Below are 13,970 nucleotides of genomic sequence, written 5' to 3' on the forward strand. Positions count from 1 at the left end.
CCATCACCCGCTCGCTGCTAAACGATGGGAGGCAGCTGTACGCAGGTTAGCAGACCGGGGAAACAAGAAACCGGCGCGTCCGGGGACGCCCTGCGCACAGCCACCATCGAGTGCAGGATGGAATCCCGACTGGATGACGCCTTGCACAACCTGTTTCACCACGAGCTGCTAAACCCGATCACTGATGAGCAGTGACAGGACTCAAACTACCGACGCGGCCCGGGGCGCACAAGCCGGCGGATTCTGGCGTAGTTGCAGGTAAAGGCGCAAGGTGATGTGGGCTTACGGGCGGGAGGCGTCCGGTGTCTGACAGCCCCGGCTGACGCAACGGCCATCCATCGCGCCTGAACCATGAGGCAGCACTCCGGTTCGCCTGGGCAGTTATTGTTTCAAGTCTTCAATCAGCTTGCCGACTGCCAGATCGGACACCCGGGAAAATGCCGCGCGCAGTACTTCGGGATCGGTGGCGTACTGTTCAGGGGTGTAGGCGAGGGTATTGCTTTCATTGAAGGGCGATATGGTATTGAAGTTGCGCCAAACCGATGTACCGCCGCGCTTCATTAATCCGTTCACGCCGATGACCGGGTAAAGCACGGTGCTGTAGTTTTTCAGGCTCAGCCCCCACTGCATGACCATGATCTCAACGTCGGCGTCCGCTTTCTCGCCTTCGGCGACAAGGGTGAACAGCCCTTCTTGCTTGATGCGCCTTTCAAAGCTTTCACGCACCAGCTTGCCCACATCGATACCGTGGGCCTGCATGTTGTTCAGGATCGCTTGGGAAATATCCACCGTCGCGCCGTCTGCCGCCTTGGTGCCCGCGACCGAGCCGGCGCCGGTCAATGCGCTGGTGGCGGAGCTGGATGCTCCGGCCGCCATTCCGGTTGCGGCACCTGCTCCGGCACCCAAGCCTGCTCCCCAGGCCTGGGTCATGCTGGTGTACTTGAAGTTCTGCACCGCAAAGTACACCGGAAGGATCTTGATGGTTTTGATCTGATGGCGGTCTTCGACACTCAACGACTTGGTGACACATCCGGAAAGCAGGGCGACCGAAAGTAACGCGAGAAACAGCTTTTTCATGGGAGGGAAAACCGATTACATGGATGAATGAAAGCCTTGGGTTGCAAGACCTACCGGTCTTCAATGGGGTTGGACGGTTGCGCAACCAGTCGGAGCTATCGCTTTCGCCACGGGTTGAGGTGGAGGCATTGCTAGCCAGCACTTTCCGTGGTTCACACCGTATACCTGGCCCTGCTGAAAAACAGTGCCGCTCCGATGCCAATTGCACTGGTAGAGACAATTCCGAGGTCAATACCGGAGATCAGAGACGGCAGCGCAAAAATACTCGCAAACCCTAGAACGACTAGAGCAATGCCTAGCCATTTCCTGAGGCCGTAAGCTTTCATATAGAAAAACAACAACAGGAACACTGCGTACGCCAGTGCATATAGGCCATATTCGTTCATCGCACTAGCCTCCCCGAGTCTTGATAATCATGGAGGATCCGGAGTGTTGCGGCCCTATGCCCCCGCTGACTTGCGCATCCAGACTGATGATGACATCACCGGCGTGATAGGTCGGCAGTTTGCCTAGCGTGAATTCGCGGACGGCCCATCCTACGGGGATGACCGCAGCGGGCATGAACTTGCCTGCCGCTGCGGCGAAGACGCCACTGGTGAGGTTGGCGATACTCATTCGTTGGGCGTTGAGTAGATCCCCCTGCTGCCGGGTCAAGGGTTTGGAGATCCCGACCATCATTTGGCAGGGTAAATCCTTGGCGAGCATCTTGTCGTAGAGTTCCACCACCCGGTTGCTGACTTCATAATGGGCGGCTTTCGCTTCGCCGAAATGTAGCGTCCTGAGGCTACCCCGCTCATCGGCTGACAGAGTAAAACGCGATACGCTGAAGACAATTCCATGGCTTCCAGAAAACTGACCGTTCTCAAACTTCAATGCTCGCATCCTTATCGAGTTTGGTGAGGCCGGGAGTTTCTATTAGCGGACAGGCATTGGCAAATAATAAGCAGCTAAGCGCCGGCAATTTCAGCTGTGCCGAACAAGAAAGGTCCCGCTGTGCAAGACCCTTCCTGCCCCGATTAACTACCGCGCCTCAACAATATCCAACGCGCGATTCGCCAACAGCTCGCTCAGCTCAATCAACTGCAAAATCCCCAACGCAACATGCCGCCGGGAACCTTCCAGATCAAACGCCAAGTCATTGATCAGCGCATTCGCCGAAGCGAGGCTTTCGCTCAAGTTCGCGAGCAAGCACTCGCTATCAACATCCGGATCAATACGAAACAGCGTGCTGGAGTTGTCGGGCGCTTCGCCCTCAGGCTTGGGTTTCAGGTAGAAATTCAAAGCGCGATTGGTGGCGTCTTCGAGTTTTTTGTTGCGGGCGGATTGAGCGCGGGATACGGAATCGTCTGGCGCTGGAGGGTTCGGTGTAATTTTGACCATGGTCTTAGCTCTCTCTGGTTGAGGCTACGACCCGTTCGCGACTAAACGATTGGGAGGCAGCTGTACGCAGGTTAGTCGACCGACGAGCTAAGAAATCGGCGCGCCCGGAGGCGCCCTGCGCACAGCCACCATCGAGTGCAGGGATGGGGATACCTGACTGATGGACGCTTGAGCGACTTAGCAACGTCGGGCGACTAAACCCGATCACTGATGAGCAGTGACAGGACCCAAGCTACCGACACCACCCAAGGCGCACAAGTCGGCGGATTCTGGCGTAGTTGTAGGCAACGGCGCAAGGCGCTGTGGGCTGGCGGGCCATTGTTGCCAGCGTCTGTCAGTCGTTACTGACACGGTTCCAGCTTCGGTGCGAGGCGCTCACGACTAGGGCTGCTGCGCAGCCCAGCGGGAGCAAGCTCCCTCGCCACGGGGTTGGTGTTCTTGTTGAGAACAGTGGTTTCTCTTGGGGAATGGTGGTGTGATCGGTTGGCATATCTGTATGCGCCTTCAGAACGGGCGATGCTTACACTTCGACGTGCTGATTGACTGCCACGACTTGGACTTCGCCCAATTCTGCGCACGTGTCGGCAGGCAGGGCTTTTTCATCCTGAAACTGCGAGGCTGGGAGGCGTGAAGTGGATACCTATAAACCGCTGCACTGCGACCTGCATGACTATCTGGAAATCGCTTGCCTGTGCGGCTACATGCTGGACATTGAGCTGATCGACGGCCAGCACCTGACGGCCCGCGCGATCACCACACGAACCGCCAGCACACGGGAGGAATTTCTCGAAGTCGAAACCGCTGACGGTCGCCAGGAGATTCGCCTCGATCGCTTGTTGGCGATTACACCGCTGGATAAGCACGCCAGGTTTGGCCGGGTTGTGCTGGCGGCGGGTGGTCACGCCGCCCTTTGAAGTGGTGCATTAGGTCCCACAGGGCGGGTTGCGTCCTGGAAGGCCGGACCCGCTTGAATTGTCGTCGACCTACCCACCGCTATCGCGAGCAAGCTCGCTCCCACAAGGGGAGTGTTGTGGCTGGGCCTCAATAGGAATCCAGTTACAACCACAAAATATCTTTCCACTCCATCCCCTCTCGCAAAGCCCCCATCCCCTCCAGCAAACGCCCCTCCACTCCCCCACCCCGATAATGCCCACATCCACTCACCCCCAACCGCTGCAACCCGAGCACCGTGTACCTCCCATGAACCTACGCACCTTCATTCGCGGCTATTGCCTCAATTCCAGGCTCGCTACGAATGCGCTGACCCGCCTGCATAAATCCCTTTCTTCCCTGGCCGCCTATCTGGCGCAGCAGGGTTTTGATTCCAGGACTTGGCCCGCGCCCCGTGACGAAGGTGCGCTGGACCGTTACCTCAGCGACGTTTGCCCGGAGCTGGCCGCGACGGTGTTCAGCCATGCCCGCGACGGGGTGATCATGGTCGATGCGTTCGGTCGGGTCATCGGCGTGAACGAGGCGTTTACGCGGCTTACCGGTTACGCGCAGGACGAGGTGCTGGGGCGGGAGTTGAATTCTCATCGCATGGTGCGGCGGCTCGCGGCGTTTTATGCGCCGATGAAAAATGCGCTGGATTTCCACGGGCATTGGTCCGGTGAAATTCAAAGCAGCCACAAGGACGGCCGGGAGATGACGTCGCGGATCAGCATCAGTGCGGTGCATGACCGTCACGGTAACGTTCAGCACTACGTGGCGCTGTGCAGCGACATGACGCAAATGAAGCAGCGCTTGCAGTTGCTGGAGCGGGATGCGCGGTATGACGCGCTCACACAGTTACCCAATCGCTTGTTGCTGGCCGAGCGGATGCGCCAGGCGTTGGGCAAGGCGCGCCTGCATCAGCAGAAGGTGGCGATCGCGTTTATTGACCTGGATGGGTTCAAGGCGCTGAACGACAGCTATGGCCATGACTGGGGTGATCGGGTGTTGCAGATTGTCGCGGCGCGGATCAACGCGACGTTGCGTGAGGGCGATACGTTGGCACGCCTCGGCGGTGACGAGTTTGTCGCCGGGCTGGTGGGTTTGCAGGAGGTGGAGGACAGCGAGCCGTTGCTCAAGCGGATGCTGGCGGCGGCGAATGCGCCGATCCTGATTGGTGCGCAGACGGTAGAGATCGCCGCGAGTATCGGCGTGGCGTTTTACCCGGAGCATGGGCTGGAGGTCGATGCGCTGATCAGCAAGGCGGATCAGGCGATGTACCTGTCGAAGAAGGCCGGCGGCAATCGTCTGGCGTTCTGCCCGACGCGGTTCATTTCGGTCAATAGCGAAGTCTGATGGTGGTGCCGAGGGTGCGTTCGCTGCCGGTCATGACGCCGTAGTCCCCGGCGCCGAGCAGTGAATAGACGGCGGTGATGTAGTTACGGTCGAAGACGTTGCGCACCCAGCCTTCCACTTCCCAGGCGCGGTCCTGGCTGCGCAGGCCGAGGCGCAGGTTGGTCAGGCCGTAGCTCGGTTGATAGCTGCCTTCGCCACCTTCGAGGGTGCCGTAGTAGCCGGTGCGAAAGCTGTAGTCGATGCCGCTGAAAGCTTCCAATCCATAGGGCAGCGGATGGCTGTGGTCGAGGCCGCTGCTGAGGTTCCATTCCGGCGCGTTGTAGAGCCGGTCGCCGCTGAGGTCGCAGGTCCACTGGCCCGAGGCCGGCGGGCACGGCGCGTTGGGGAAGCTGCGGTAGCGCGCATCGCTCCAGGCCAGGCCGAGGCGCCCGGTCAGTTGCGAGGTGAGTTGCCAGGCGGAATCCAGTTCGATGCCGCGCAGGCGGACTTCGCCGACGTTAATCAGGTTGTCCCGCAGCGGCGGCGCGAACAGCGAGGTCGGCGGGCTGTAGGTGAGCGCCTGGTAGTTATCGACGTCGGTCTGGTAGACGGCAAGGTCAAGCAACGCGCGCTCGTTCCAGAAGCGCGTTTTCACGCCCAGTTCCAGCGACGTGGCCCGCTCCGGCTCGAAGGTCGGCGCGGTGAACGGGCCGACCACGTCGAAGTTGATGCCGCCGGCCTTGTAGCCCCGCGACCAGCTGACGTAGCCCATCACCGCTTCGCTGAAACGGTAGCTGGCGCTGGCGAGGCTGGAAACGTTGTGCTCTTCGATCGAGTCCTCGCGGTAATAACCACGGCCGAGGGCGATGTCGCGCAGCAGTTGACCACCGCCCTGGAACACCGGGGGCAAGCCGGTCAGCGGGGCGAGGTTGCTGACGTCGCGGGAGATCCAGCCGTCCTTGCGCTCATGGCTGTAGCGCAGGCCGCCGGTGAGTTCCAGCGGGTCGATCGGACGCCAGGAGAGCTGGCCGAAAATCGCTCGGCTGTCGCCCTTCTGCTCGCCGTCGAAATGTTGTCGGGCGCCGTTGAGCAGCATCGAAGGCACCTGCCTTGGATTGGTGAAATTGATGCCGAAGAGTTTTTTCAGTTGGTCGAGTTGATCGCCGACGAACCAGGGCGCGGCGTCCTTGCCGAATTCGGCATCGATCTCGCGGTCGAGCTGCTGGCGCAGATAATAGAGGCCGGCGACATAGTCGACGGACGAACCGGCCGTGCCGGACAGGCGCCATTCCTGGCTGAACTGTCGATGGCCGAGCTCGGTTTCGGACTGGGCCACCGCCAGCGCGGTGCTGTCGCCGTCGCGGGTGGCGCGGTAGTCCCAGTCGCGATAAGCGGTGATGCTGGTGAAGCGCATCGCCTCGTCGAGGTCCCAGTTCAATTCCAGTGACACGCCGTTCTGCAGGGTTCGCGGACGGCCCGGCGCGTCGATGCGGGTCTCGCGTTTGTAAGGGTCGGGCTCCGCCAGCGGATAACCGACGAACTGGGCGCGCTTGCGGGTTTGCTGGCTGTAGTGATTGGCCAACAGGACGTTGCCGGCTTCGTTTTGCTCGGCGTAGTCGGCGATCAGGCGAGCACTGAAATCGGTGTTCGGCGTCCACAACAGTTGGCCGCGCAGGCCTTGGCTGTCGGCATCGCCGAGGCGGCTGCCGTCTTGCAGGTTTTCGACGCTGCCCTCGGTGGCGCTGTCGAAAACGTTGAGTCGGCCGGCCAGCACGTCGTCCTGCAGCGGCCCGGAAATCGTCCCGCGAAACTCACGCAAACCGCGCTCGCCATAGCTGGCTTCCAGGTTGGCTTCGGGCTGGAAGGTCGGCTGGCGGGTGATGATGTTCAGGGCGCCGGCGGTGGTGTTCTTGCCGAACAAAGTGCCTTGCGGCCCGCGCAGGACTTCGATGCGCTCGATGTCCATCAGCTCGGTGAAGGCCATGCCCTGGCGCGCCTGGTAGACGCCATCGACATAGGTGCCGACGCTGCCTTCCAGGCCATCGTTGTAGGCGGTGGCGCCGAAGCCGCGCAGGCCGAAACCGGCGTAGCGGGCGTCATGGCCGGAGACGATCAGGCCGGGCACGCGCTGTTGAATGTCTCGAAGCGAGTGCAGGCCGGCCTCGTCCAGCTGTTCGCCGTAGAGGACGTTGATCGGGATGGGCACGTCCTGCGGGTCTTCTTCGCGGCGTCGGGCGGTCACCGTGGTTTCGTCGAGCGTGAGGGCGCCGGGCGCTTCTTGGCCGGCAGTCGCCACCGTCCAGGGCCATGCCGAAAGACTGCCAATCAGGAGCAACCGGTAACTCAAACCCGGCATGCTAGAACTCCCGAGCCAACGCACGACGCGTTGTGTCCGGGCAGGCCAGCGCCTTGACCCACGCCAGCAGTTCGCGGCTGTCGGCGGGTTTGAGCAATACCGCATTGAACTCCAGATCCTCTGGATAATCCTGCGGCCTGCGTGGCGGCACCGCCGAATAAAGCATCACGGGCAGATGACGCCAGCGCTTGCGCACTTGTCGCAGCAGTTCCCAACCGTCCATGCCGGGCATCATCTGGTCGCTGATCAGCAGGTCGACCGGTTGTTCCGCCAGGCAGGCCAAGGCCGCTTCGCCGTTGGTCGCGATGCTCACGTCAAAGCCGTAGCCGGCCAGCAGGTCGTAGAGCCACTCGCTGTTCTGCTCGATGTCGTCCACCAGCAGCACATGCTTGCCATGGCCATCAAACGGCGCGGCGTTGTTGTCGACGATGCCGTTTTCGAGGTCGTGTTCCTCGGCGCATTTGAGTTGCAGGCGAAAACTGAAGTGACTGCCCTGCCCGGTGGCCTGGGGTTCGAGGCGACTGTCCATGCGTTCGAGCAATTGCGTGACGATGGACAGACCAAGCCCGCTGCCTTCGTAGCGCTGCGCATTGCGGCCGCGGCGGAACGGTTGCAGCAGCTGTTCGAATTCTTGCGGGTCGATGCCGATGCCGCTGTCGATCACGTTGAAGTGCAGTTCCACGGTGCCGGCGGTGGCGCCTGGACCTGCGCTCACTTCGAAGCGGACCTGGCCATCGCGGGTGAATTTTGCCGCGTTCGCCAGCAGGTTCATCAGCACCTGCCGAAGGCGTTTGAAGTCGGCTTCCACCAGCGGCGGCAGGTCATCGGCCAAGTTCGCCTCGAAAGTATTGCCCTGGCGCGCGGCGAGGAAACCCGCCTCATCTGCGATCTCGTGGAGGAAGCCGTACAGGTAGCCCGGTGCGAGGGTCAGTTGCATCTGCTCCAGCTCGCCACGGGAAAACTCGAGCATTTCGTCGATCAGCTCCAGTTGCTGGCGGGCGTTGCGCTCGATCGTCGCTTGATAGTCGCGGTTGGGCCCGGCGTGCAGCAGGCGTGCGTAGTCGATGATGCGCACCAGCGGCGAACGCAGGTCGTGGCTGATCCGTGCCATCAACGCGCTGCGGGCCGCCAGCGATTCACGCAGTTGCGAGGTGCGCAGCGCAACGGTGCTTTCCAGCCGTTCGTGTTCGGCCTGGCGTTGTTGTTCGAGGGTGGACAGGGCGTGCTTCTCGCGGTTGCGGCTGCGGGCGACTTCCATGAGCAACGTACACACCAGCAGGACCACGCCGGCCAAGGTCGACGACAAGCTGTACTTGCTTTGCGGCGACTGCCAGGGCAATTGTTCCTGAGGGAAAAAGATCCGCATCAGCAGTTGCCCAAGCAATAGCGCCGGCACCAGCCAGGCCATCCAGCTGTAGCTCAGGCGTGCGCGCCAGGCCATGAACAGCGTGACGAGCAGCACGCCATAAAAACTGAACAGGGCCACCTGAACCATCTGCGCGCCCTGGACCGCATCGACCTTGAGCCACCAGAGCCGGCCGAAGATGCAGCCCAGCAGCGGCACCCAATAGCTCCAAGCGATGATCCTGGGCAGTTGGGATACCTGCAGCAGCACGCGGAAGTAGGCCAGAAACAGGACGAAAGAGATCGCGCTGGCGCAGGTCAGCAGCTCACGCGTCCAACCCAGCGCGCTCGGCCAGTAGATCAAATATCCGTTGAGGATGCAGGTCAGCAGGATGTAGCTGAGGACCGCGCCGGCGTTCACGCTGAGCAGTCGCGAACGGAGGATCCCGCCGACGATCAGGCCGAACGGGACGACCAGCAGGACGATGCCGAGGGTGAGCCCGTCGCTCAGGTAGGTCTGTTGCTGACTGCGCAGCAGCGCCGCTTCGGACCACAGTTCCGGCTCCAGCAGCATCTGGAAGTTGCTCTTCACCCGGACGAATACCGTGGTGCTCTGCCCTGCCGCCAACGTTACCGGAAATGCCGGCTGACGCGCCGCCGGCTGCGGCCATTCAACCAAGGGATAGGCCCCGCCAGCATGGGCGCCATGCCCCGGCTGGTAGACGCGAATGTCTTCCAGGCGCGGCGCCCCTACGACCAGCATGCGCGAGCAGGCCTCAGCGCTCGAATTGGTGAACTGCCATTTCAACCAGAACGCGGACCGGCTATAGCCCTGGGTCGGCCAGTGCGCGGTTGCAGAGTTGAAATCATTTTCGGGCAGCTGGGCGACTTGTTCCAGGCTCAGATTGGCCTGGGCGTCTTCGAAAATCTGCGCCGAGGGCATCAGGTCCAGTTGGTCAGCCCGGCAGATATCCACAGGCGCCGCGCGCAGCAGGCTTGTGGATAACAACGTTATCGTCAGCAAGAAAAACTGTAGTAGCCGCATCAGGCGCGCCCGGCCGACTCGATTTCGCTGGTGCCCAGGGTCTGCTGGCGAAACTGACTGGGCGTCATGCCGATTCGCTGGCGGAACGCCGTGGTGAAATTGCAGGCGTTGCGAAAACCCACCAGTTCGGCGACGTCTTGCACGCTCATGGCGCTTTCGGCGAGCAGATCCTGGCCGCGCCGCAAGCGGGCGTCGCGGATATAGGCAAACACGGTCATCCCCAGGTGTTCGCGAAAAATCGCCGAGAGGCGTTTTTCATGGGTGCCGACTTTTTGCGCGAGGATGCCGAGGGACGGCATGTCGTCCAATTGGTTTTCGATCAGGCGCATCGCCGCGCGCAGCACGATTTCATCGCCTTGCGGTTCCGGATCGGCCGGCCTTTCGTGGAGAGCCGGTGGTGCTCGCCAGGTCAGTTGCAGGTGGATCTTGATCCGCGCCAGCACTTCTTCGGGGGCGCAGGATTTGGGGATGTAATCGACCGCGCCGACCGTCAGCCCTTCGAGGCGCTCCAATGAAGTATTGGCCGATGACAGGAACAGGATCGGCGTCTGCCGTGTGGCCGGTGCCTCGCGCAACAGCCGGCACAGGCTGAAGCCATCCATTTGCGGCATGTGCACATCCAGCACGATCAGGTCCGGGCGCAGGGCGAGTGCCCGTTGATAGCCTTGATAGGCATCGCTGGCCAGGGAGATGCGCCAGGGCTGGGTCTTCAACAGGATGAGCGTGGCGCGGATGTCTTCAGGGACATCGTCGATCAGCAGAATATGCGGCAACGCGTCGGACACCGCCGAGCCCCCCGCCGCCGCTGCCGGCCTTTCGTATCGTCCGTTGTCCATTCGCCAGGTCTCTTGTTGTGTTCAGCCAGGTCACTGTCGCGAATTGCCAAGCGAGGAATTATGTACCGGGCCGGCAACAAATCGATATAGCGGCAGGTAAAGCGAGAACTGAAGCTATCAAATTTTTGAGGGGCGATAAACGGTCGTACGATTTGGGGCGTTCACTGATACGGGGGATGCCGTTCGCTAAACCCCGTGGCGAGGGAGCTTGCTCCCGCTGGGCTGCACAGCAGCCCCAAAGCAGCAGACCCAATTTTCCTCACACACCGAGGTGCCTGGTTCAGGGGCCGCTGCGCAGCCCAACGGGAGCAAGCTCCCTCGCCACGGGGTTAGTGTGATCCTTGAATGAACAGTGTTGCCACCCGCCGATTCGCGGGCAGGCCCGCTCCCACAGGGATTCGGTTTCTATTTCAAATCCGGTGCAGGGATGGCAAGCACGATTGGCTGCGCCTGGACATCAGCCCAGGCGAGTTTTGATTGAAACCAACAGGCGAGATGGCCGACGCAGTTAATGCCGTTCACTCAACCCGTGGCGAGGGAGCTTGCTCCCGCTGGGCTGCGCAGCAGCCCCAAAGCAGCAAGCCTAATTTTCCTGACACACCGAGGTGCCTGGTTCAGGGGCCGCTGCGCAGCCCAACGGGAGCAAGCTCCCTCGCCACGGGGTTAGTGTGGATCCTTGAATGAACAGTGTTGCCACCGCCGATTCGCGGGCAGGCCCGCTCCCACAGGGATTCGGTTTCTATTTCAGATCCGGTGGAGGGATGGCAAGCACGACTGGCTGCGCCTGGACATCAGACCAGGCGAGTTTTGGTTGAAGCCAACAGGCGAGATGGCCGACGCAGTTGATGCCGTTCACTCAACCCGTGGCGAGGGAGCTTGCTCCCGCTGGGCAGCGCAGCAGCCCCAAAGCAGCAAGCCTAATTTTCCTGACACACCGAGGTGCCTGGTTCAGGGGCCGCTGCGCAGCCCAGCGGGAGCAAGCTCCCTCGCCACGGGGTTAATGTGAATCCTTGAATGAACAGTGTTACCACCGCCGATTCGCGGGCAGGCCCGCTCCCACAGGAATTCGGTTTCTATTTCAGATCCGGTGGAGGGATGGCAAGCACGACTGGCTGCGCCTGGACATCAGCCCAGGCGAGTTTTGGTTGAAACCAACAGGCGAGATGGCCGACGCAGTTGATGCCGTTCACTCAACCCGTGGCGAGGGAGCTTGCTCCCTCGCCACGGGGTTAGTGTGAATCCTTGAATGAACAGTGTTGCCACCGCCGATTCGCGGGCAGGCCCGCTCCCACAGGGATTCGGTTTCTATTTCAGATCCGGTGCAGGGATGGCAAGCACGATTGGCCGTGCCTGGACATCAGCCCAGGCGAGTTTTGGTTGAAGCCAACAGGCGAGATGGCCGACGCAGTTAATGCCGTTCACTCAACCCGTGGCGAGGGAGCTTGCTCCCGCTGGGCTGCGCAGCAGCCCCAAAGCAGCAAGCCTAATTTTCCTGACACACCGAGGTGCCTGGTTCAGGGGCCGCTGCGCAGCCCAGCGGGAGCAAGCTCCCTCGCCACGGGGTTAGTGTGAATCCTTGGATGAACAGTGTTGCCACCGCCGATTCGCGGGCAGGCCCGCTCCCACAGGGATTCGGTTTCTATTTCAGATCCGGCGGAGGGATGGCAAGCACGATTGGCCGTGCCTGGACATCAGCCCAGGCGAGTTTTGGTTGAAGCCAACAGGCGAGATGGCCTCGCAGTTAATGCCGTTCACTCAACCCGTGGCGAGGGAGCTTGCTCCCGCTGGGCTGCGCAGCAGCCCCAAAGCAGCAAACCCAATTTACCTGACACACCGAGGTGCTGGTTCAGGGGCCGCTTCGCAGCCCAGCGGGAGCAAGCTCCCTCGCCACGGGGGCTTTATGCAATCAGAACGAGTAGCCGATCTGAGCGAGCAGTTGCGGGTTTTCCTGGCGTGTATCGCTTTGCGCTTCGCCGCCGGAGTGGCGCCACGCGACCGTTGCGTCGAACGACAGCTGGCCGTATTGAGCGCGCAAACCGACACCGCCGCCGGAGATGCTGCGGGTGTTTTCCTCATCGGCCCACTCGTTGTGGTTGATGCGCACCTTGCCGGCGTCCCAGAACAGGTAAGGCGTGAGCTTGTCGATCGGGTAGCGAAGCTCGATCTGGGTCAGCATGCCTTCGTCGCCCGAGCCTTCGCTTTGTGGATAAGCGCGTACGCCATCGATACCGCCGAGGCTGAAATCTTCTGAGGAGTCGAGGTTGTCGTTGCTCCACTGGCCGAGGAAACGGGCGAAGAGCGTGAAGTTGGCTGGCAGCGCTTGCAGGCGGGCGAGGTCGACATTCACTTTGCTGAAATCGCCTTCGGTCTGGGCAGTCTGACGGTCGCCTTCGCGCAGGGCCGAATCCAGCTTCAGGTCACCGTAGGTCAGCGTTGCGCCGCCGTAGGTGATGCCGCCGCCGAACAAAGTGTCCCTGACGTCAAACTGCAAGCTGATGGGCAGCGAGTTGCTGCTTTTTTCAAAGCTCAGGCCGAGCACTTCGTATTTGTCTTCAAGGTCCTTGTGCTGGTACTGCCCGGCCAGCATGAGGTTCGCCTGGTTGCTGCGCAGCAGTGGATAGCTCAGGCCGATGCTGCTGACTTCGGCAGTACCGGTCGCACCCAGGTCGGCGAATTCGGCGCCCAGGTCATAAGAGCTCTGGGCGTAACCGACGTTGCCACGCAGGCCAGAGGTGCCCAGTGGCATCGAGTAACCGAGGCTGCCGAAATACAGGTCTTCATCGGTGGCCATCACCGCGGCGCTGAGGCGATCGCCCAACATCAGCGGGCTGTTCCAATCGCCTTGTACCGTCAGGCGGTTGCGCCCCGAATAGCGGTTGCCGTGGTTGTCCAGCGTGGCCTTGCCCTCGAAGGCCTCGGTTTTGCTCACCTGGGCATTGAGGTCACCGGTGCCAAGTGCTTCACCCGGACGGATGACCGGGCGCACCGCCACGCCCGGCAAGTCGGAGAGCACCAATATGCTGCGCTCCAGGCGCTCACGCTCGATCACGTCGCCCGGCTGCAAGTCATCCAGGAACGGCTGCGCCTGGGCGGCCAGTTTTGCATCGTCGTTGACGGCGGTGACTTTGCCATAGCGGCCTTCGATGACGGCGATGGTCAGCTCGCCTTTTTCCATGCGTTGTGCCGGCAGGTAGGCGCGGGCGAAGGGGTAGCCTTGCTCGCGGTAGTAAAGCGTCACCTGCCGGGCCACTTCGCGCAGCGCATCCAGATCAAGGGCCTGACCGATGGCCGGGGCAACGACGCGTTGCAGGCTGGCCTCGTCGATGCGGGTGTTGTCGGTGAAGCGCACGGCGTTGAGCTGGACTTTGGCGCCGCCGACTTTTTCCTGTGCCGGCTGTGGTGCCTCGACATCCAGGCGAATGCTTTGCGGCAGCTCCTGCTGCGGAATCGGCAGTTCCTGCAGGATTCGGCCGGCGTCGGGAATCGGGCGTGCCGGCAGGGTCGCCGCCCAGGCCGGAGAAGTGGACAACAACGCCAGACCGGCGGCGCAGGACATCAGTTTGTTATGCATTGGATCAATCTCGAAAAATTCGGCTTGCCTGAGCCCATGACCACGTCCGCGGACGTGGCCAGGGGGCTCCTTCAAATGAAAAGGTGGATTTCAGGG

At 61.6% G+C, this 13,970-nt stretch carries 10 protein-coding genes; 2 read left to right on the forward strand and 8 right to left on the reverse strand.

What is annotated here, in order from left to right; translation table 11 throughout:
• Positions 1-381: 381 nt before the first annotated feature.
• From J3P97_RS22110 to J3P97_RS22125, 4 genes are all read right to left on the reverse strand, one after another.
• Entirely contained in the window at positions 382-1,077 is a 696-nt protein-coding gene (locus J3P97_RS22110) for a hypothetical protein (RefSeq protein ID WP_434672761.1), read from the reverse strand.
• 152 nt (positions 1,078-1,229) lie between these two features.
• A complete protein-coding gene (locus tag J3P97_RS22115) occupies positions 1,230-1,463 on the reverse strand; it encodes a hypothetical protein (protein ID WP_434672762.1) in 234 nt (77 codons plus the stop codon).
• Positions 1,464-1,467: 4 nt separating this feature from the next.
• Positions 1,468-1,950, reverse strand: coding sequence for a hypothetical protein (locus J3P97_RS22120; RefSeq protein ID WP_434655863.1), 483 nt, complete (start codon positions 1,948-1,950; stop codon positions 1,468-1,470).
• Positions 1,951-2,097: 147 nt separating this feature from the next.
• Complete coding sequence (locus J3P97_RS22125; protein WP_434672763.1) at positions 2,098-2,457, reverse strand: DUF6124 family protein; 360 nt, start codon at positions 2,455-2,457, stop codon at positions 2,098-2,100.
• A gap of 632 nt (positions 2,458-3,089) precedes the next feature.
• Here J3P97_RS22125 and J3P97_RS22130 point away from each other — a divergent pair.
• Complete coding sequence (locus J3P97_RS22130) at positions 3,090-3,371, forward strand: Rho-binding antiterminator (RefSeq protein WP_434672764.1); 282 nt, start codon at positions 3,090-3,092, stop codon at positions 3,369-3,371.
• Between the two features lie 286 nt (positions 3,372-3,657).
• Positions 3,658-4,743, forward strand: coding sequence for a diguanylate cyclase domain-containing protein (locus J3P97_RS22135; RefSeq protein ID WP_434672765.1), 1,086 nt, complete (start codon positions 3,658-3,660; stop codon positions 4,741-4,743).
• On the opposite strand, the gene J3P97_RS22140 is transcribed toward J3P97_RS22135, so the two are convergent.
• From J3P97_RS22140 to J3P97_RS22155, 4 genes are all read right to left on the reverse strand, one after another.
• The gene (locus J3P97_RS22140) at positions 4,727-7,078 is read right to left on the reverse strand and encodes a TonB-dependent receptor (protein ID WP_434672766.1); all 2,352 of its coding nucleotides are present in this window, start codon (positions 7,076-7,078) and stop codon (positions 4,727-4,729) included. The two genes, J3P97_RS22135 and J3P97_RS22140, sit on opposite strands and share 17 nt — an antisense overlap.
• 1 nt (position 7,079) lies before the next feature.
• Positions 7,080-9,467 (reverse strand): 7TM-DISM domain-containing protein, encoded by a 2,388-nt coding sequence (locus J3P97_RS22145; RefSeq protein WP_434672767.1) that lies wholly within the window; start codon positions 9,465-9,467, stop codon positions 7,080-7,082.
• Positions 9,467-10,303: a response regulator transcription factor gene (locus J3P97_RS22150; protein ID WP_434571944.1), complete on the reverse strand. Its 837-nt coding sequence runs from the start codon at positions 10,301-10,303 to the stop codon at positions 9,467-9,469. The genes J3P97_RS22145 and J3P97_RS22150 overlap by 1 nt, the downstream gene beginning before the upstream one ends.
• 1,906 nt (positions 10,304-12,209) lie before the next feature.
• Positions 12,210-13,874 (reverse strand): ShlB/FhaC/HecB family hemolysin secretion/activation protein, encoded by a 1,665-nt coding sequence (locus J3P97_RS22155; RefSeq protein ID WP_434571943.1) that lies wholly within the window; start codon positions 13,872-13,874, stop codon positions 12,210-12,212.
• Positions 13,875-13,970 lie beyond the last annotated feature (96 nt).

It is taken from the genome of Pseudomonas sp. R1-15 (assembly GCF_051132085.1).
In the GTDB taxonomy this organism is placed as follows: Bacteria; Pseudomonadota; Gammaproteobacteria; order Pseudomonadales; family Pseudomonadaceae; genus Aquipseudomonas.